The sequence below is a fragment of the Falsiphaeobacter marinintestinus genome, from assembly GCF_007923355.1.
Lineage (GTDB): Bacteria > Pseudomonadota > Alphaproteobacteria > Rhodobacterales > Rhodobacteraceae > Phaeobacter_A > Phaeobacter_A marinintestinus.
Genome location: NZ_VOGO01000005.1, coordinates 128,224 through 147,920, shown reverse-complemented (window position 1 = coordinate 147,920; position 19,697 = coordinate 128,224). Strand labels below are relative to the sequence as shown.

Genomic DNA, 19,697 nt, shown 5'->3' with positions numbered 1-19,697 from the left:
TCCTTGATAAGAAGGCCAACATGCCGGACCAATCGATCACCCTGACCATGACTGCGGCAGCGATGCCCGGCGCGACGTTGTTGTGCCCAATCGGCATGTCGACGCCGCATGTGTCAGCCATAGGGTTCAGGTGGACCGGAGGGCGTGGGCACATTGTATCCGACCCGACTTCGGGCCAAAATGCTGTGGTGCTGGCGCCCGACGCGGCAAACCTGAGGTTGCGCTGGTCTTATGCGCTGGGCGGTCTGGCCTATCCTGAGATCATGTTTGCCAAACGCGACACCCGTTTTGCCCGCGCCGCTGACGCACTGGTCACCCAAGCCCGCCACGTGGTTGCGCAGGCCCCCGGCGATCCGGTCAAGGCGCTGGCCGATCATGTCGCGGCGCAATTCACCTATGGCCATCCAGATACGCGGTTCTACGACAATCATGACAATATCCCGCAACTCTGCTCGATCACGGAAGGGTCTTGTGTCGATATCAATGCCTATTTCATTGCCGCATGCCGGACCGCCGGGATCGACGCCGGATATGTAACCGGGTGCTTTTTGCCCGCCGAAAAGCGGACCCACTGCAACGATATGCACTGTTGGGTCGTGACCCGGCTTGGGGGTGAGGTCCGGGAATGGGACATTGCCCATCACCTGAAGATGAATACGCGCGACATCCAGCCCGGCCTGAACCCAAAACCGGGTGCGCGCGTTCCACTGGCCCATTCCATGGGGCTGAATTTCCCGACCGAAGGGGTTTCGGACCTCAAACTGATTGGAGAACCGATGTGGCTGGATGCCTCCGGTACGTTCCATGAGGCAAATCCGGAAATCAGCTTTCAGGGCTATGAGGTTCTGAACCAAGCTCGGATTTAAGGAACCGTTCGAAGGCGTCCAGATTGACCGGCTCGAACTGTCCGAACCCCTGCATCCAGACACTGGCATCTTTCATCGCGTCGGGTTGCAATTTGCACCATTTCACCCGCCCGCGCTTTTCCTGCGCAATCAGCCCGGCGCGGGTCAGGATCGTCAGGTGCTTCGAGATCGCGGCCAGCGACATTTCGAACGGCTCGGCCACGTCGGTGACAGCCATATCGTCTTCCAGCAACATCGCAAGGATCGCGCGCCGGGTCGGGTCGGCCAAAGCGGCAAAAACGGTATCAAGAGGATTGGCCATGCCTGCCCTTGCCGTGTTGCTCTCGCATCGTCAACCATTTGGTTGAATATGCTCATTTGGCCGGTTTGGCGCTAACGCCACCTGCGACAGAACATCCTTCCCCATTCTTCTCTTTAAAAATACTCATAATATCAAAGCTTTAGGTGCGTATAACCTGCGCCAATCAGTCAATTGACTCTAAGCCCCGCGGGCCTTAGCACCAAGCTCAACAAACGCGTGAGGTATGCGCCCTTGACCGAAGACGACCAAAAGCAGCGCCTGACGCAGCTTGAGGCACGGATCAAGGCCGCAAAGGGCACTCAGAATGAGCCCAAGCCGCGCGCGGACGGTGACTTTTCCCAGGGCGAACTGGCCTGGCGGATGGTGATCGAACTGGTGGCCGGTCTCGGGATCGGCTTTGGCATTGGCTACGGGCTGGACCGCCTGCTCGGGACGCTCCCGATAATGCTGGTGCTGTTTACATTGCTGGGACTTGCGGCGGGCATCAAGACGATGATGCGATCCGCACAAGAGGCCCAGGAGAAAATTGAGGCCGCGCAAGCGGCGATGGATCAGGCCGAACAGGCCGGGACAGAGACGAAGAGGGACTGACACGTGGCAAGCGAAGCGCATGGTGCAGAAGAGGGCGGTCTGGTTTTCCACCCGATGGACCAGTTCATCATCAAGCCGCTTTTCGGCGGTGATACGATAGCGTGGTACACGCCGACCAACGCATCGCTTTGGATGGCACTGGCCGTTCTGGCGATCATCGGTCTGCTGGTTCTGGGATCATCCAAGCGCGCCATCGTGCCGACCCGTATGCAGTCGATCGCTGAACTGGCCTATGGCTTTATCTACAAGATGGTCGAAGACATCTGCGGCAAAGACGGGGTGAAATACTTTCCCTACGTCATGACCCTGTTCATGTTCATCGTCTGCGCCAACTTCCTGGGCCTGCTGCCGCTGTCCTTTACCACAACGTCGCATTTCGCAGTGACCACCGTGCTTGCACTGGCCGTGTTCCTGACCGTGACCATTCTGGGTTTCGTGCTGAATGGCACCAAGTTCCTCGGCTTGTTCTGGGTGTCGAGCGCGCCTCTGGCGCTGCGTCCGGTTCTGGCCATCATCGAACTGATTTCGTACTTCGTGCGCCCTGTCAGCCACTCCATTCGTCTGGCCGGCAACGTCATGGCGGGCCACGCGGTGATCAAGGTGTTCGCAGGCTTTGCGGCCATCACAGTGATCTCACCGGTGTCGGTTCTGGCCATCACTGCAATGTACGGGCTCGAAGTGCTCGTGGCCTTTATCCAGGCTTACGTGTTCACGATCCTGACCTGTGTGTACCTCAAGGACGCACTGCATCCGTCTCACTAATGACCGGTGCGTGACATCACGCACCCCATATCAAACGACAACTTCCAATCGTAAGGAGAATTTATCATGGAAGGCGATCTCGCACACATCGGCGCAGGCCTGGCAGCAATCGGTTCCGGCGCAGCCGCAATCGGTGTTGGTAACGTAGCTGGCAACTTCCTTGCCGGCGCTCTGCGCAACCCTTCGGCTGCTGCGTCGCAGACAGCCACTCTCTTCATCGGCATCGCATTCGCAGAAGCACTGGGCATCTTTGCATTCCTGGTCGCTCTCCTGCTGATGTTCGCCGTCTAAGAGCCTAGGACAACATATCCTTACGGTCGGGCAGCAGGGGAGGTTCCCCGCTGCCCGATAAGGCTAAGTTTCCAAGGAGGCCGACATGGCAACTGAGACCCACGACGCAGGTCACACTGCTGCTGATGCGGCCCACGCCGCTGCTGACAGCGCTCCGGGCATGCCGCAACTTGATTTTGCGACGTACCCGAACCAGATTTTCTGGCTTCTGGTCACGCTTGTCGTGATCTATCTTATTCTGTCGCGCGTGGCCTTGCCCCGGATCGGTGGCATCCTGGCTGAACGTACAGGTACCATCACCAACGATCTGGCCGCAGCCGAAGACCTGAAAGCCAAGGCCGTTGATGCCGAAGCTGCCTATAATCAGGCTCTGGCAGACGCCCGCGTCGAAGCGCAGCGCATTGCTGCCGAAGCCCGCGCAGAAATCCAGGCCGGCCTGGACGACGCCATTGTCAAAGCCGACGCCGAGATCGCCGCCAAAGCTGCAGAATCGGAAAAGGCCATCGCCGAGATCCGTGCCAACGCGCTTGAAAGCATCAAGGCCGTTGCGGATGATACGGCCGTTGAAATCGTGACCGCCATGGGCGGCACCGCAGACGCGGCAGCCGTATCAGACGCCGTCGCAAACCGAGTGAAAGGATAAGATCCATGCGTAATTTGTTCGCCCTTATCCTGTCGCTGGGCGTTGCCAGCCCAGCGCTTGCCGCAAGCGGGCCGTTCTTCTCGCTCGGCAACACGGACTTTGTTGTTCTGATCGCGTTTCTCGTTTTCGTAGGTGTGCTGTTCTACTTCGGTGTTCCGAAGATGATCGGCGGCGCACTGGACGATCGTGCCGCAGGCATCAAGACCGAACTGGACGAAGCCCGCGCGCTGCGTGAAGAGGCCCAGACCCTTCTGGCCTCTTACGAGCGTAAGCAGAAAGAAGTGCAAGAGCAGGCCGAGCGCATCGTCGCCCACGCTCGCGAAGACGCTTCCAATGCCGCTGAGCAAGCCAAGGAAGATCTGAAAGCTTCGATCGCACGCCGTCTGGCGGCTGCCGAAGACCAGATTGCCTCGGCCCAGTCTGCTGCTGTGAAAGAAGTCCGCGACCAGGCCATTCTGATCGCCGTGGCTGCAGCCAAAGACGTCATCGCCAAGCAGATGACGGCTGCCAAAGGTGCAAGCCTGATCGACGACGCCATTGTGCAGGTCGAAAACAAGCTGCACTAAGTGCACACCAAGCTTTTCCCGCAAGGGGATGAAAACCCGGCTATCATGGCCGGGTTTTTTGCTTTGAAAACATAGGTTTTGGCCGCCAGTCGCTCAATTTCATGAGGACATTGGCTTAGCCACGCCCCAATTCGTGATCCAGCCGCTGGCGGGCGATCTCTTCGTGCTGATCGGCTTTTTGCTGGTCTCGCAGAGATTGCTGAACATAGTCCAGATGCGCCTCAACCGCAGCACGGGCGGCAACCGGATCGCGGCTTTGAATCGCGTCGTTGATGCTTCGGTGCTGATCAAGCAGAGCCGCCCGCGAGGTACGCTGCTTGAACATGACTTGCCGGTTATAGAACACGCCTTCGCGAAGCAGATCGAACATTGACCGCATCATGTGCAGCATAACAACGTTGTGGCTGGCATCGATGATGGCAGAATGAAACAGCGCGTCCAGTTTGGCTTCTTCTTCGGGGTTGCGGCGCGACTGGGCGGTTTCCATCTTGTCAAAAATCGCCTGAATAACCTTCAGATCGCTATCCGATCCAAACCGCGCAGCCCGTTCGGCGGCCAGTCCTTCCATATCCCGCCGGAACGAAAGGTAGTCAAAGACGGCTTCGTCGTGGCTTCCGAACAGGCGGATCAACGCGGGTGAAAAGGCCGAGCCCAGAACATCGGCCACATAGATACCGGCCCCGGCGCGGGTGGTCAGCAGACCCTGGTCCTGAAGCTCTGACACTGCGTCGCGCAGAGAAGGGCGCGACACGCCCAGTCGTTCCGACAATTCCCGCTCTGATGGCAGGCGTTCTCCGGGTCTCAGAATACCGCGCAAGATCAGTTTCTCGATCTGGCGAACCACCGACGTGGAGAGTTTCTCGGGTTGGACTTTCTGGAACGGCATAGCGCCTCATAAAATGATCTGGTCAAAACATATGACCAGATCGACCGGGCCACAAGCATTCCCGGAACGCAAAACAGCCCCCGACCGGGGGCTGCTTCGTGGATAAAGGGGCGTCGATTACTCGCCGGGGACCATTGCAGCCTCGGGCATTGCCGAAAAGTGCTGACGGTTCAGCCGCAGGACCAGCGCGATCATGGCACCCTGAAAGGCCAGTGCAATGATGGTCAGGATCCAGTAGGACGTTCCGAATTTGTCGATCACGCCGGCACCGACAAGACCCTTGTTGACGAAGAACTGGATCATGACCGACAGCGCGACACCCGGGCAGACCAATGCATAGGAACCGGGCGAGGTTTTTGACCCGAACACAAAGTCGGTGAAATACCCCTGACGGCGCAACACCAACATTCCAAGCAGCAGAAAGATCACCTGGACTGTCAGCAAGCGGGCCAGAAACACCATCGTTTCGCCAGCGGTGACATGGGCGTCAAACCCGACATGCAGCCCGTGGTTCTGACGCAGGAACAGAATGCCCAGAACGGTCAGGATCGGAACGATGACCATAAGGGTCGGACCGGCTTCCTTGGCGGTTCCGTGGTGCAACATCGAGTTGAAGGCCGTGATCGCTGCGACCACCGTGTAGACGATCGCCGTGAAGCCGAAGAACGTGGACAGGACCAGCGACACGCCAACGGTCACCGTGTTGGTGCTCATCGCGGCAGGAGCGGCCAGACCAACGCCGACCATGGCGACGGCAAATGCTGGCAAAAGCTGGGCGAACGAATTGTTGGCTGTGACATCGAATACACCGCCCTTTGTCAGCACGCGGCCCAGAAAGTCGGCGATGGTTGAAAACGCCCAGACTCCGATGGCCAGGAATGCGACCAGCGCCAAGGGGAACAGATATTCAACAACGCTCCAAAGGCCGGGGACAAAGACCAGCCCCACAATGAACAGGGCGTTCACTGTCATGGCCGTGGCCAAAGGCGCTGCCAACAGCGTCGTTTCGGCGTTCGACGCACGCAGTTTCGTATATGCATCGGTTTTTTTAAACGCGGCGAGGGCAGAGAAATTCCAGATCAGGTATTTGATGTTCAGGAACGCAAACACCGCGATCCCGATCATGGCAAGCAACGCCGCTGATTTCAGAGGCATCGATCCGGTTTCAAACACCGTCATGATGTCTTCAAAGATCGGAACAGGGCGGCCTTTGTGCGGGACCCAGAACATCAGGTACATGAAAAAGGTTACAGCCAAGCCGCCAGCGCCCAGTGAGGCAAGGAAGTAAAGCGGCGAATAGCTGTCAGCGGGTCTTTTGATCGTCAGGGACATGACAGGCTCCAAAATATTCTGATATTGGAATATATATACATTCCAATACAGGAATATTAATTTGATCTGGATCAAGTCTGCCTGAAAGCTTGCGTTAACCAATTGGCGTCACTGTGGCCTGATGCTTCGCCTCTTGCTGATATCATTGCCTTTTCTTGCCGCCTGCAACACTCCGGGGCGATACTTCCAAGGGTTGGATGCGACGCGGATTTCCGTGGGCGAAAGCGAATTTGACGTGCGTTATCGGGGAAACTTGGCCGAAGCCATCCGTGTGAACCACAGATACGCACCCCGATTGGGTCCGATTCGGACTGAGGCGGCCGTTGCCATGGCGCAGGTCAGCGGATGCCATGTGTATGGTGTTCTGGGCGACCAAGCCGTGACAACCGGAATACTTGATTGCGAAACCACCCACGTTGGGGCTGGTCAACACCCTTGACCGAAAGCACGGTGCTTTCGGGCATCGCGGCAACAACGGGCCGGGGCCACGAAACTAGAAACAGGACGCCAGCGCGGCTTACCCTTGGGGGCGCTTGGTCAACTCATCCACGATATGCGGCCAATCCAGATGCTCATCATAATGCCAGTGAACCGTGGGCGTGACAGCATTCGGATCCTCCAGCAGCGCCGCATAGAAATGGGTTTCCCCCGGAATGCTTGCGGTTGCATAAGTTATCGGCGACCCGCATGTGCCGCAAAAGCTGCGCGTCACTCCGGGGGCCGATTGATAGGTCACCGGGGTGCCTTCCCCACTCCACCGCCATTGCCCATCCGGATGTCCAATAAACGTGGTAATCGGAGACGCGGTGGCGCGCCGACAGCTTTCGCAGTGGCAATGACCAACCCAGTTTGAGGGCCCCTGCAGTTCAAAACAAATCGCGCCGCACAGGCAGTGCCCGCTAAGTGGGGTCACGATGCCAGCCAATCCAGTATTGGTCCCTCGACAGCCTCAAGGCACAGAAATAGCCCGACTCCGGCAACCATCGCGCCAGCCAGACGAACCGGAAGATCGTCAGCGCGGTGGTTCAGGATACGATCTGCAACAATGCCAGCCCCAAGGGCCATGACATATTGGATCGCGCCAAGCCCGATCAGATACCCCGCCAGAACCGACGTTGATATGCCGCCCTCTTGGCCTGCGATACTGGCACCAAAGGCGGCACCGTGGAACAGGCCATACCCGGCAAACAAGGTCAGCGTGGTCCAGGGCGCGATCGGTTTGCCACAAGCCAGGACAAACCCGACCAACAGCAGCGACAACGCGATCATGAGTTCCGTCAGAGGGATTTTCCAGCCGGAATAGATCAGGGCACAGCCCAGCAGCATCGTCGCAACATAGGCCAGCGGCCCGCGCAGCGGCATCCCGGCAACCCGCGCCAAAACGCCAACGGCCAGAATAAAGAACAGGTGATCAAACCCCAGAACCGGGTGCCCGATGCCGGACAAAACACCATGGGCAAAGATTTCCATCGGTTGTCCGGCCAGCGGGTGGTGGGCCCAGGCTGGCGCAGCCAGACAAATCAAAAGCAAAGCAACAATGCGAGTCATAGCGATCCTTTAAGGCAATCCGTGTTGCGCCAACCGTGGGCGAGGGCGGTCGCCTCTGTCAATGGATCGTGTTCCATGCAGATGACGGCAATTCCTTGCCGTTTTCCCAATATATTGTGGATATCTGGCCATCGTTTCCTACATGCAGCGTCAAAGGCGTTGACTCAGGCCCAACCTAGGCCGCACATTTTCAACCTGACAAGAATCAACTTCGGACTTGCCTTGCGTTTCAACAAACTCAGACTGACCGGCTTCAAAAGCTTTGTCGATCCGACCGACCTGATCATTGCCGAAGGGCTGACCGGGGTTGTCGGGCCGAATGGCTGTGGCAAGTCGAACCTGCTTGAGGCGTTGCGCTGGGTGATGGGCGAAACCCGCCCCAAGGCGATGCGCGGCGGCGGCATGGAAGACGTGATCTTTGCCGGGGCGGCAACGCGGCCCGCCCGCAACTTTGCCGAAGTCAGCCTGCAGATCGACAACTCTGAACGGCTGGCGCCGTCCGGGTTCAATGACAGCGACGTGCTTGAAATCGTGCGCCGCATCACCCGGGACGTCGGCAGCGCCTATAAGGCCAACACAAAAGACGTGCGGGCCCGCGACGTGCAGATGCTGTTCGCGGATGCCTCGACCGGGGCGCATTCGCCGTCACTGGTGCGGCAGGGGCAGATCTCGGAACTGATCAACGCCAAGCCAACCGCACGACGTCGTATTCTGGAAGAAGCCGCCGGGATCTCGGGTCTGTATCAGCGTCGGCACGAGGCCGAGCTGAAGCTGAAAGGCACCGAAAGCAACCTTTTGCGGGTTGATGACGTTTTAGAGCAATTGGCGACACAGTTGCAGCAACTGGCCCGTCAGGCCCGTCAGGCGACGCGCTATCGCGAGATCGGCAATCAGTTGCGCCAAGCCGAAGGCATGCTGCTGTATCGCCGTTGGAAAGAGGCTGATGTGGCCCGCGCCGCGGCCGAGGATGTGTTGCGCGAACGGACCACCGAAGCCGCGCGATCAGAAACCGTCGTGCGTCAGGCCGCCAAAGCGCGCCAGGCTGCCGAAGACGCCCTGCCGGCCTTGCGTGAAGAAGAAGCGATTGCCGGGGCCGTCTTGCAGCGATTGCAGGTTCAGCATGACACGCTGGCAGATCAGGAAAAGCAGGCGCAGCAGACCATTCAGACCCTGAGCAACCGGATTGCTCAGCTGTCCAAGGATATTGACCGTGAAAACGGTCTGAACCGCGACGCGGGCGAAACCATCGAGCGGCTTGAGTGGGAAGCGCGGGAACTGGCCAAGGCCAGCGAAGGGCATGATGATCGTCTGGCCGAAGCTGCCGAAATGGCCCGCGAAGCCGCCTCGGTTTTGCAGGATCGCGAAAACCTTCTGTCAAAGGAAACCGAAGATGTTGCCCGCCTGTCAGCGCGGCACCAGTCGGCCAAGCGGTTCCTGGATGACAGCCGCAAGACACTGGCGCGATCAGAAGGTGATGAAACCCGGGCCCGCGAAGCGGTGGATGCGGCGAAAGTCTCGGTCACAAAGGCAGCTGAGCAAGTCGAAACAGCCCAGGTGGCCGAATCACAGGCGGTTCAGGCCGCCACAGACGCCGAAGCCGCCCTCACGCGTATCGACGATGATCGCACCGACACGCAGGCCCGTGAATCCGAGGCGCGTGCGCAGCGCTCCGAGGCTGAAGGCGAGGCCGGGGCGCTGAGAGCCGAGGCGCAAGCGCTGGCCAAACTGGTTGGACGTGATGCCTCGGAAGGCGGGCAGGTGATGGACCTGATGCGCGTCGCGCCCGGCTATGAAAAGGCACTTGGCGCGGCGCTGGCGGATGATCTGCGCGCGCCGATTGTCGACACAGACGGGCCGTCCGGCTGGATGGCATTGCCAGATTACGACGCCGATCAGGCGTTGCCCGTCGGCGCTGAACCATTACAGGCGCATGTCGGCGGCCCCGACGCCATGCGCCGCCGCATTGCCCAGATCGGGCTGATCGAGGCGGAAATGGGTCCGCGCCTGCAACCGATGTTGAAGCCGGGCCAGCGGCTCGTGACACTCGAAGGCGACTTGTGGCGGTGGGACGGATATCGTGCCTGGGCCGAGGATGCGCCTAGTGCTGCGGCGCTGCGGCTTGAGCAGTTGAACCGGCTTGAGGCTCTGAAACAGGAGACCGAGCGCGTCAATGCACGGGCCGAAGGCGCCAAGGCCGCGCACGAAATGCTGTCGCGCAAGCTGGCCGAGGTCACGGCGGCTGACAAGACCGCCCGCGAAGCACGTCGCCTCGCCGATCAGCGGGTTGCCGAAACCGCCCGGATGCTGAGCCGCGCCGAAGCGGATCGCAATCTGGCAGACGGCAAGCTGGAAAACCTTTCGCTTGCCGTGGCGCGCCACAAGGAAGACGCGATGGCAGCGCGGGCACAACTGCGCGAGGCCGAAGCCGGGGCCGCCGAACTGGGCGACCTGGACAGCGCGCGGCTGCAGGTCGAAGACCTGAAACAGACTGTCGAAGCGGCGCGGATCATGATGATGACCCGGCGGTCGTCCCATGATGAACTGCGCCGCGAGGGCGAGGCGCGCACTCGCCGGACACAGGAAGTGGCCAAGGATGTCAGCGGCTGGAAACACCGTCTGGAAACCGCCGGCAAGCGCATCGCCGAACTGGAAGAACGCAAGGCCATGTCCGAGTCCGAGCTGCACGACGCCAGCGCCGCTCCGGGCGAAATTGCAGCCAAACGTGATGAACTGTCCATGGCGATCTCGGATGCCGAGGCCCGCCGGGCAACCGCTGCAGATGCGTTGTCGACTGCAGAAGGCCTGTCGCGCGAAACAGTTCTGGCCGAGCGCGAGGCGGAACGGCTGGCCTCAGAAGCGCGCGAATCCCGCGCCCGGGCCGAAGCCCGCGTCGAGGCGGCGCGTGAAACGGTTGTCTACGCCGCCGAGCGCATCGCCGAAGATCAGCAAGTGACCCCGAACCAATTGCTGAACCAGTTGGACGTCGCCCCTGACAAGATCCCGGCGGCTGACAGCCTGGAGGCGGATGTGAACCGTCTGAAACGCCAGCGCGATTCTCTGGGGGCCGTGAACCTGCGCGCCGACGAAGATTCGCGCGAAGTTCAGGAAGAATATGACACGCTGTCAGCGGAAAAATCCGATCTGGAAGAAGCGATAAAAACGCTGCGCAACGGGATTGCGGGGCTGAACCGCGAAGGCCGCGAACGCCTTTTGACTGCGTTTGAGCAGGTGAACAACAACTTCACGACGTTATTCAAACACCTGTTCGGCGGTGGCGATGCGAACCTTGTGATGGTCGAAAGCGACGATCCGCTTGAGGCCGGGCTTGAGATCATGTGTCAGCCACCGGGCAAGAAACTGTCGACACTGTCATTGCTGTCCGGCGGTGAACAAACGCTGACTGCTCTGGCGCTGATCTTTGCGGTGTTCCTTGCCAACCCCGCGCCGATCTGTGTGCTGGACGAAGTTGACGCGCCGCTGGACGATGCAAATGTGACCCGGTTCTGCGATCTGTTGGACGAAATGTGCCGCCAGACAGACACCCGGTTCCTGATCATCACGCACCATGCGGTGACGATGGCGCGGATGGACCGGCTGTTCGGGGTGACGATGCAGGAGCAGGGGGTTTCCCAGCTAGTGTCGGTCGACCTTAAGAATGCTGAATCGCTGGTGGCGTAACCTGCGCCACGCCTTCGGCGAGAGTATTTGGAAAGAGAAGAAAAGCAGGCGTCTTTCAGAGGCGGTTCAGCAAACCCGGTGTTGGCCAGGCGTCTGCAGGCAGACCAAGGCGGATCTGTTCTTTCTGAACCGCGATGCGGGTGTTTGCGCCCAGGATGCCATCGACCTTGCCGACGTTATGCCCTCGTGCGGCCAGTTTGGTTTGCAGTTGCTTCATCTGAGATCCGTTCAGGCCCGGATCCGGGGTGCCTGCATTATAGATCGCAGCACCTTCCAGCCGGGTGGCGAAGTAGGCGGCGGTCATCACATAGACAAAGCTTTGGTTCCACTCGAAATAGACATCGAAGTTGGGATAGGACAGAAAGGCAGGCCCCTTGTGGCCTTGGGGAAGCAGCAGAGATGCCGGCATGCTGCCATCCGGCAAGCGGCCCTCGCGCGGTTTGATCCCCATGCGCTGCCACTCATCGACGCTGTACTTCTGTGACGGACCGCTGCGCGACAGATCCAGCCCGGCGGGTATACGCACTTCCTGCAACCAGGGTTGCCCGGGGGTCCATCCAAGGGACGACAGCATTTTGGCCCCCGACAGCAAGGCGTCCGGAGCCGAGGATTTCAGTTTGACTTGCCCGTCGCCGTCGCCATCGATGCCGTTCTCAAGGATATCGCGCGGCAGCATCTGGACCATGCCGATCTCACCCGCCCAGGCGCCCGTGGTGCGGGCAGGATCGAAGTCGTCTTGTTCATAAAGCTCAAGCGCGGCGAACACCTGGGGGCGGAACAGGTCAGGACGGCGGCAATCGTGGGACAGGGTCACCAGCGCGTTGAGCGTGTTGAAATCGCCCTGAAAGGCTCCGAAATCGGTCTCAAACGCCCAGAACGCAAGGAGGACGCCCCGCGAAACGCCATATTCGCGTTCGATGCGGTCAAACACGGCGTCGTATTTCTGTGCATTCGAGCGGCCCCGATTGATGCGGTTCTGAGAAATCAGGCGGCGCGAGAAGTCGATGAACGGCTTTTGGAAGACGCCCTGTGCGCGGTCCGCCCTCAGAACAGCCGGATCCTGTTTCACCGATCGAAAGAAGGCATCAACCGTGGCCGGGGCATGGCCGGCGGCAACCGCTTCGGACTTGAGGCCTGTTACGAAGCTGCTGAAGTATCCGCCGCATTGTGCAAAAACGGGGGTCGACAGAAGCAGGCTGGCTATCAGGCAGGCACAAAGGCGCATGAAATCAATGTCCGCAACGTGGGTTCAATGCAGCATAAGGACCATGGCCCAGACCGCTGCCGCAAGAAGGAAGGTCAGCCAAACGCCCCAAAGCACCCGCACCGCGGCATCAATGTCACGTGGCCCGATGTCGGTTCGTGCCCCTTTGTTCACCCAAGGGAAGTCCTGCAATGCGCCGTGATAGCTGCGCGGTCCGGCCAATGCGATCTTAAGCGCACGGGCCATTGCGGCCTCGGGCCAGCCTGCGTTTGGCGACTTATGGCGGCGCGCGTCGGCGGCAATCTCGGGCCAGCGGCGGAACTTGTGCGACAGGCCGGCAATCAGAAAACCGGTCAGGCGGGCGGGGATCAGGTTCAACATGTCGTCCAGTTTGGCGGCGGCCCATCCGAACTGTTCATAGCGCTCGGTCCGATAGCCGATCATGCTGTCGGCGGTGTTGACCACCTTGTAAAGCAGCAGTCCGGGCAAGCCGAACAGCAAGAACCAGAACGCGGGCGCGACAACCCCATCCGACAGATTTTCGGCAGCACTTTCGATGGCCGCCCGCGAAACCTGGGCCTGATCCATCTCCGAGCAATCCCGGCTGACGATACGCGCAACCAACCTGCGGCCTTCTTCAGTGGACAGGCGCAGCGCATCCGCGACCGCCTTGACGTGTTCCACGAGCGAGCGTTGTGCCAGAAGCATCGCAGCGATCAGAATTTCAAAGAAAGGGCCAAGTTGGCTTAACGCCAATCCGATCAGCACGGCAACCAGCGCTAGGATGGCTGCTGCGATCACGCCCATGCGGTGCAAGTTGGGGCCACGATTCAGACCTCGGTCCAGCAGATCGACAAACCGGCCCATTAGCACTGCCGGATGTGGAATCCGGGACCAAAGCCAACGCGGTTCTCCCAGTGCGGCATCCAGAAGCATCGCGGCGATCAGCAAAGAGGCCGTACTCACAATGCGTCCTCCAGGCGGGCCCATGCATTGGCCGGGGGCAGGCCCAGCCGCAGATAGGTGTCAGAATAGGGGAAAATGCGGGACCAGATATGGTGCTGTGCCAGCCTTGTCTGCCACTGGGCAGCGTTGTCGACCCTGTACAGCCGGAACAGGTCGGTTCCACCTGCAATCTCCGCCCCGTTCCGCGTCATCAGGTCATCCAGTCGCCGGGCATCTTGGGTCAGCCGCGTGCGGGTGGTTTCGGCCCAAGCGGTGTTGGTCAGCGCGTCGGTTCCGATGCGCAAGGCCGGGCCTGAAACGGCCCATGGCCCGGTCAATGCCGACAGGCGGTCGATCAGGTCTGGCGCGGCAATTGCAAACCCCAGCCGCAAACCGGCAAGCCCCCAGAACTTGCCAAAGCTTTTCAGAACGAGTGTCCCCGGCCGGGTTGACAGCCGGATCAGGCTGGCCGCGGGCATGATATCGCAAAAGCTTTCGTCAACGACGGTCAGTGGCGCATCGACGTCTGCGGCGCTCCAGGTTCGTCCGTCAGGGTTGTTGGGGTGCACCAGAACCCGCGCCGAAGCCGGACCTGTGTCAGACACCTGCCAGCCCTGCGCCATAAAGGCGGCGGCGTGCTCGTTATACGTTGGTGATGTGATGCGGACCGTGGCGGGCGGGGCAAGCGCGGGGATGCGCGCGATCAGCGCCGAGGCCCCCGGTGCTGGCAGAATGGCAGCCCCATCTGGCACAGACCAGAACGTCCGGGCTGCCTCGACAAGGGCCAGATGCGCCGCGTTGTCGGGCAATGCTGTCCAATCCGCATCGCTAAGGGCGGGCAGCGGATAGGGAACCGGGTTGATGCCCGTCGACAGGTCCACCCAGTCGTCGCGGCAGCCGCCGAACTGCGCTATAGCCGCGTCCACGCCGCCGCCATGATCGCGCGGTTGCGCTGCGATTGGATCTGATTTGGTCAGCATTGCCGTCCTGTTTGCGGGTTTTCCGGACTGTTTCCTTGGTTCAAGCGGAAATCCGCCCGCTGCACAAGCACGACGTGCGTGTGCAAACGGGCTTTGGAAATCGTTAACCATTTGTTAGTAGTTAAAACGACATCACCATTTCTGGGGAGGGGCACCGTATTTTCGGCCACAGACCGAGCCCGTTAGAGATATGAATGTATTGATTGTCGAGAGCAGTCCGGACCTTGGGTCGCTTTGGCAGCGCCACCTGGAGCGGCAAGGCGCTGACGTGCGATTGGCGCGGACGCAGGAAGACGCCATTCTTGCGCTCTACGGAACCGATTTCGATATTCTTGTGTTGGATCTGGTGCTGGAACAGGGCAGCGCGCTGGCGGTTGCCGATTTCGCCAGCTACCGCCGCCCCGAAGCGCGGGTGATCTTTGTCACCAACACTACATTTTTCTCGGACGGATCAATCTTTGCCCACAGCCCCAATGCCTGCGCCTATGTGCAGTCGGGCACCCCGCCCGAGGATCTGGCCGCGATGGTCGAACACTACGCTGCGCTGCGCTGATCCCGCCTGTGCGGCTCCCAATAGTTCAGATCCGGCCCGATTGGGACGATCCGGGTCGGATTGACGCTTTCGTGGCTATAGTAATAGTGCCGCGTGATATGTTTGAAATGCACTGTGTCCGCGACGCCGGGCCATTGGTACAGCTCACGCGTATAGGCCCACAGGTTCGGGTAATCCACGATACGACGGCGGTTGCATTTGAAATGCCCGTGATAGACCGGATCAAAGCGGATCAGGGTCGTGAACAACCGCCAGTCTGCTTCGGTCAGATGGTCGCCCATCAGATAGCGCTGCTTTGAAAGGCGGTCTTCCAGCCAGTCCAGCGTTTCGAAAAGCGGGCCGACAGCCGCGTCATAGGTGTCTTGCCGTGACGCGAAACCGGATTTGTAGACGCCATTGTTCAGCGTGTCATAGACACGGGTGTTGACCTCTTCGATCGCGTCGCGCTGGTCTTCAGGCCAGTAATCGTCCGAATTCCCGGTGATCCCGTCAAACGCCGAATTCAGCATCCGGATGATTTCCGCGCTTTCATTCGACACGATGGTATTGCGCTGCGTGTCCCACAGGATCGGCACCGTCACCCGCCCCGAGTAAGACGGATCAGCGCGCGCGTATATCTCATAAGCATAGTCTGACCCATGCAACTGATCGCCGGTCGCACCGTCAAAGCTGGGATCAAAGGTCCAGCCATTGCTCAGCATATCGGGATTCACCACGGACACTGCGATGTGCGGAGCAAGGCCCTTCAAGGCGCGAAAGATCAGGGTCCGATGCGCCCACGGGCAGGCGTGGCTGACATACAGATGATAGCGGCCCGATTCGGCAGCGAATCCATCCGCTCCGGATGGCCCGGCACTGCCATCTGCGGTGATCCAGTTTCGAAATTGCGACTGTGACCGGATGAATTTTCCGCCCGTCGCCTTGGTGTCGATTCCGGCCTCGTGCCAAACTCCGTCGATCAGTGCGCCCATGGTACCCTCCTGGTCTGATGCTTGTTTACATAGCGTTTCTAGACATCCACACCATTCCCACCCGCGCGCAGCGTCTCTGCGATGCTGCACAGGGCGTCTGGATGCTGCATCTGCACGGTGTGCCTGGCGGGTGACGGACGCCACGGCAAGACGATTCCCGACTTGATTATTCGGGATGCTGAGTCACTCTGACATCATTGAAATGGGGGATTTCGATGACGACGTTTTTGCCTAAAGAAGTACGCGACGGATTGGATGCTGCCCGGATTGCCAGTCTGAAGAAAGCCAGCCGGTTGCGGGTTCAGGTCGGAGATGACTATTTTCGCGTTCTGCGTATGTGGCGTACCGGTTTCGCGGTCGAAGCCGAAAGCGTGCCGCCGTTGCGCGGACTGATCGACCTGTATGACGGGTCTCGCTATTTGTACCAGTGTCTGATCGTCGCCTCGGAAGAGGAGCGCGGCGAGATGGTTTACGAGTTCAAACGCAACACTGCCGCGACCGACCGTGCACCGCTGGACTATACCCGCGACCCCGATGCACCCGTGGCCCTGCTGCCCCGGTCTTGAATCCGGGCGTCCTGCCCTGACAGGTTTTGCGCCTTCGCCTTTTGCGCAGGATTGAATTCCTGCTCGCTGTGATGGACGTTTGTAACCGGCTCAGGTTGGGTCACTTTCAGAATACATCTGCCCAACTGTACCCAGTTCTGGCGAATTGAAGGGAAACTAAAAGGAGAACACGTAAGGTTTGCAAAAATTTATTTTGACTTTAAAAGTTTATGTGAATTTTGGTAATTAGAATAGAGGGTTAAATATGGGTCCTTTGGCGCTTATTCTGCTATTGTCGGGGTTGGCGATAGGGTCACTTCTGATTTCAGACGACGACGACAGCGTCGCGGTGGATGATTCGGACCCAATGGATGAAATGGATGACGAGGAACTTCCAAATGAAACGGAAGTTCCCGACATCATGCCAGATACCGGGGCCTCCTTTGTCCAGACCGAAGATGGCGTGGATATTGAACTCGGGGAAGATGAAACTGGTTCGTTAGCAGTCATTTACTACCTTGATACGCAAGATGATCCGGACGATTTCATCGCAACTGACGAGGCCAGGTTTTACCTTGTGCCCGAAGGCGTGGATTGGTCCGATGCTTCGTGGTAAACGCAAAATGATATCCCGGGGCAAGAAGAAGACAGGTTGTCAGACAATTATGAACTGGAAGATTTTGAACAGGTTTTTGGGCTTGAATTGCTGGGTGTCGTCGACCTGAAGGGTATTGAATCAGAAAGCGACGATCCCCAGGATCGTGTAGGCGACATCAATGCCAATGCGCCGGTCGAAGGGTACTATCTGGAAGCCGCAACAGATGGCGATTATCTCGTTAGTTTCCTGCCCGAAGATTATGTCGTTGTGCGAAATGACACGACCGAAGTTTCGGTAACCGAAGACACCACCGGAAGCGATATCAACGATTGGTTCTCTGCCGACGCCGATGGGATCACCGTCGACGGGGGCGGAGGTGACGACATTCTGGAATCGTCGCATCAGGATGTGACCCTTTTGGGGGGCTCGGGAGATGATGACATCACGGCCCTCGGCGACGGGGCGATTGTATTGGGGGGCGAAGGCGATGACAGCGTCAGCGCCGCTTTTGCAACCGTCGACCTTGGGGCTGGCGACGACGATCTGTCAATGTCGGGTGGCGGGACAGCATATGGCGGTGACGGGGATGATTATCTGTCTGCCTATGGGGATGCCCCAATTGTTCTGTACGGTGACGAAGGCAACGATAACCTTTCTGCGACCGGGACCAACGCGCTGGCTTATGGTGGTGTCGGGGATGACTTCCTCGCCGCCGGTAATGGCGGCGAGGTTCATGGTGAGGATGGGGATGACCACCTGCAACTGGATTCGGGCACAACCGGATTTGCCGGTGCGGGTGACGACCTGATTTCGGTCTGGAACCAATTTCGCGACACGGAAGGCCCGGCCGTGGTCACCACCGGTGACGGCGCCGATACGATCGATGCGCGGGTCTGGAATGCCTCTAACGGAGAGGCGGACGACATCTATCTCCGCGTCACCGATTTCGACCCGGATCAAGACGTCCTGCAGGTCGGCGTGTTTCAAACGCCAAATGACGTCCGCGATGTGGATATCGTCGAAGCCGACGATGGCAGCTATACCGACGTGCGCGTGACGTATACCGGATACTATGGCCAATCACCGGGCATCGCCGTTATCCGGCTTGAGGGCACCACCGGCGTGACCGCCGATCAGATCGTGGTGACCTCTTGATGTCGTAAGCGTTTCCTGACTGCTCGGACCTGCTTATTGCAGGTCCGAAAATGCCGCGCGCAGACGGTCACAGGCCTCTTCCACCCGCGACCTTTGCGTGCCGATGTTGAACCGCAGGAAAGACTCGCCGCCCTGACCAAAGGACGCACCATGGTTGGCGGCGATCTTGGCCTCTTTCTCCACGCGGCGGGTAAATTCAGCGGTGGGCATTCCCGTGCCCGAGAAATCGACCCAGGACAGGAACGTCGATTCCAGCGGCATGGATGTCACCCCCGGTAGGTCGGCAATTGCCGCGTCAAACACTTTGCGATTGCCCTCCAGATACTGCATTTGCGCATCGACCCAGGCCGCGCCCTCGGGTGAATAGGCTGCGGCCAGCGCGGCCTGACCCATGCTGTTGCCAGCCACGCTCAGCGCCAGCATCCGGTCGCGGAAGCGGGCGCGCAGTTTGGGGTCCTGGATGATCACGTTGCCGGTATGCAGGCCTGCGATGTTGAAGGTCTTTGACGGGGCGGTCAGCATTACCAGACGGTCGATCACCGACGGATCGGCCAGCGGCATCGGGATATGTTTGAAGCCCGGATAGACAAGGTCGTGATGAATTTCATCTGAAACCAGCAGCAGATCGTGGCGTTTGGCAAAATCCGCGACCCCCTGAAGTTCGGCCTGGGTCCAGACCCGGCCACCGGGGTTGTGCGGCGAACACAGGATCAGCATGGTTTCCTTGCCGGTCATCTGTGCGTCCCACGCGTCAAAATCCAGCAGATAGCGGCCATTGTCGTTGACCATCTCGCATTCGATCAACTCGCGCCCGGCGTTGCGCACCACCTTTCCGAATGCGTGATAGACGGGCGAGAATACGACAATTCCATCGCCCGGTTGCGTGAACGTATCCAGACACAAGCCGACGGCGTTGACGATTCCGGTGGTGGTAAAGATCCAATCGGGCTCGACACTCCACCCGTGACGCTCCTGCATCCACCACTGTATCGCGCCGTTGAAGCTGACCGAATTGTCGAAGTACCCGAATACCCCGTGCGCGATCATCTCGTGCATCTTGTCCAGAACAACCTGAGGCGCTCGGAAATCCGTATCGGCGACCCACATCGCCAGACCTTCGTCGGCGGGCACGCCATAGATGGCCTCCATCTTGTCCCATTTGGCGCAATCCGTGTTGCGGCGGTCGATAAGCTCGTCGAAATTCATGCCCGTCTCCATGTCCAGCGGCTGCACGCTACCCGGAAATTCCGCAGGTTCAAGGGGCCGTTGCAGCGCGGGCCTT

Annotated in this window: 21 protein-coding genes; 11 read left to right on the top strand and 10 right to left on the bottom strand. The window is 59.5% G+C overall.

What is annotated here, in order from left to right:
- The first annotated feature begins 20 nt into the window (after positions 1-20).
- Entirely contained in the window at positions 21-866 is an 846-nt protein-coding gene (locus FOY56_RS12535; RefSeq protein ID WP_222434985.1) for a transglutaminase-like domain-containing protein, read from the top strand.
- Here FOY56_RS12535 and FOY56_RS12530 read toward each other — a convergent pair.
- Positions 823-1,167, bottom strand: a complete 345-nt coding sequence (locus FOY56_RS12530) for an ArsR/SmtB family transcription factor (protein ID WP_146346187.1) — start codon at positions 1,165-1,167, stop codon at positions 823-825. The two genes, FOY56_RS12535 and FOY56_RS12530, sit on opposite strands and share 44 nt — an antisense overlap.
- A gap of 231 nt (positions 1,168-1,398) precedes the next feature.
- Between FOY56_RS12530 and FOY56_RS12525 the strand changes: the two genes are divergently transcribed.
- From FOY56_RS12525 to FOY56_RS12505, 5 genes are all read left to right on the top strand, one after another.
- A complete protein-coding gene (locus FOY56_RS12525) occupies positions 1,399-1,758 on the top strand; it encodes an AtpZ/AtpI family protein (protein ID WP_146346186.1) in 360 nt (119 codons plus the stop codon).
- Positions 1,759-1,812: 54 nt separating this feature from the next.
- Entirely contained in the window at positions 1,813-2,520 is a 708-nt protein-coding gene (locus FOY56_RS12520; RefSeq protein ID WP_146346389.1) for a F0F1 ATP synthase subunit A, read from the top strand.
- A 66-nt stretch (positions 2,521-2,586) separates the two neighbouring features.
- Positions 2,587-2,811, top strand: coding sequence for a F0F1 ATP synthase subunit C (locus tag FOY56_RS12515; RefSeq protein WP_011048925.1), 225 nt, complete (start codon positions 2,587-2,589; stop codon positions 2,809-2,811).
- An 85-nt stretch (positions 2,812-2,896) separates the two neighbouring features.
- Positions 2,897-3,454, top strand: a complete 558-nt coding sequence (locus tag FOY56_RS12510; protein WP_146346185.1) for a F0F1 ATP synthase subunit B' — start codon at positions 2,897-2,899, stop codon at positions 3,452-3,454.
- Between the two features lie 5 nt (positions 3,455-3,459).
- Positions 3,460-4,020, top strand: a complete 561-nt coding sequence (locus FOY56_RS12505) for a F0F1 ATP synthase subunit B (RefSeq protein WP_146346184.1) — start codon at positions 3,460-3,462, stop codon at positions 4,018-4,020.
- A gap of 115 nt (positions 4,021-4,135) precedes the next feature.
- Here FOY56_RS12505 and FOY56_RS12500 read toward each other — a convergent pair whose 3' ends face one another.
- The 4 genes from FOY56_RS12500 to FOY56_RS12480 all read right to left on the bottom strand — a co-directional run bounded on the left by FOY56_RS12500 (position 4,136) and on the right by FOY56_RS12480 (position 7,786).
- Entirely contained in the window at positions 4,136-4,906 is a 771-nt protein-coding gene (locus tag FOY56_RS12500; RefSeq protein ID WP_146346183.1) for a FadR/GntR family transcriptional regulator, read from the bottom strand.
- A 117-nt stretch (positions 4,907-5,023) separates the two neighbouring features.
- Entirely contained in the window at positions 5,024-6,238 is a 1,215-nt protein-coding gene (locus FOY56_RS12495) for a TsoY family (seleno)protein (RefSeq protein WP_146346182.1), read from the bottom strand.
- Between the two features lie 517 nt (positions 6,239-6,755).
- Positions 6,756-7,151, bottom strand: a complete 396-nt coding sequence (locus FOY56_RS12485) for a GFA family protein (protein ID WP_186766324.1) — start codon at positions 7,149-7,151, stop codon at positions 6,756-6,758.
- Positions 7,148-7,786, bottom strand: coding sequence for a HupE/UreJ family protein (locus FOY56_RS12480; RefSeq protein ID WP_146346179.1), 639 nt, complete (start codon positions 7,784-7,786; stop codon positions 7,148-7,150). Before FOY56_RS12480 ends, FOY56_RS12485 begins: the two co-directional genes overlap by 4 nt.
- A gap of 222 nt (positions 7,787-8,008) precedes the next feature.
- Between FOY56_RS12480 and FOY56_RS12475 the strand changes: the two genes are divergently transcribed.
- Positions 8,009-11,464: a chromosome segregation SMC family protein gene (locus FOY56_RS12475; protein ID WP_146346178.1), complete on the top strand. Its 3,456-nt coding sequence runs from the start codon at positions 8,009-8,011 to the stop codon at positions 11,462-11,464.
- 55 nt (positions 11,465-11,519) lie between these two features.
- On the opposite strand, the gene FOY56_RS12470 is transcribed toward FOY56_RS12475, so the two are convergent.
- Genes FOY56_RS12470 through FOY56_RS12460 form a run of 3 tightly spaced genes read right to left on the bottom strand, consistent with a single transcriptional unit; the run spans position 11,520 to position 14,593 of the window.
- On the bottom strand, positions 11,520-12,689 hold the full coding sequence (locus FOY56_RS12470) for a lytic murein transglycosylase (protein WP_146346177.1): 1,170 nt from the start codon (positions 12,687-12,689) through the stop codon (positions 11,520-11,522).
- 24 nt (positions 12,690-12,713) lie between these two features.
- Positions 12,714-13,634: an adenosylcobinamide-phosphate synthase CbiB gene (gene cbiB / locus FOY56_RS12465; RefSeq protein WP_146346176.1), complete on the bottom strand. Its 921-nt coding sequence runs from the start codon at positions 13,632-13,634 to the stop codon at positions 12,714-12,716.
- A complete protein-coding gene (locus FOY56_RS12460) occupies positions 13,631-14,593 on the bottom strand; it encodes a threonine-phosphate decarboxylase (RefSeq protein WP_146346175.1) in 963 nt (320 codons plus the stop codon). The genes cbiB and FOY56_RS12460 overlap by 4 nt, the downstream gene beginning before the upstream one ends.
- Positions 14,594-14,783: 190 nt before the next feature.
- Between FOY56_RS12460 and FOY56_RS12455 the strand changes: the two genes are divergently transcribed.
- Positions 14,784-15,146 (top strand): response regulator transcription factor, encoded by a 363-nt coding sequence (locus FOY56_RS12455; RefSeq protein ID WP_146346174.1) that lies wholly within the window; start codon positions 14,784-14,786, stop codon positions 15,144-15,146.
- Here FOY56_RS12455 and FOY56_RS12450 read toward each other — a convergent pair.
- A complete protein-coding gene (locus tag FOY56_RS12450; RefSeq protein ID WP_146346173.1) occupies positions 15,128-16,117 on the bottom strand; it encodes a glutathione S-transferase family protein in 990 nt (329 codons plus the stop codon). The genes FOY56_RS12455 and FOY56_RS12450 overlap by 19 nt on opposite strands.
- 215 nt (positions 16,118-16,332) lie before the next feature.
- On the opposite strand from FOY56_RS12450, the gene FOY56_RS12445 reads away from it, so the two are divergent.
- The 3 genes from FOY56_RS12445 to FOY56_RS12435 all read left to right on the top strand — a co-directional run bounded on the left by FOY56_RS12445 (position 16,333) and on the right by FOY56_RS12435 (position 18,415).
- Positions 16,333-16,683: a hypothetical protein gene (locus FOY56_RS12445; protein ID WP_146346172.1), complete on the top strand. Its 351-nt coding sequence runs from the start codon at positions 16,333-16,335 to the stop codon at positions 16,681-16,683.
- 244 nt (positions 16,684-16,927) lie between these two features.
- Entirely contained in the window at positions 16,928-17,278 is a 351-nt protein-coding gene (locus tag FOY56_RS12440) for a hypothetical protein (RefSeq protein WP_146346171.1), read from the top strand.
- 36 nt (positions 17,279-17,314) lie between these two features.
- A complete protein-coding gene (locus tag FOY56_RS12435; RefSeq protein ID WP_146346170.1) occupies positions 17,315-18,415 on the top strand; it encodes a calcium-binding protein in 1,101 nt (366 codons plus the stop codon).
- Between the two features lie 33 nt (positions 18,416-18,448).
- On the opposite strand, the gene FOY56_RS12430 is transcribed toward FOY56_RS12435, so the two are convergent.
- Positions 18,449-19,621: a MalY/PatB family protein gene (locus FOY56_RS12430; RefSeq protein ID WP_146346169.1), complete on the bottom strand. Its 1,173-nt coding sequence runs from the start codon at positions 19,619-19,621 to the stop codon at positions 18,449-18,451.
- Positions 19,622-19,697 lie beyond the last annotated feature (76 nt).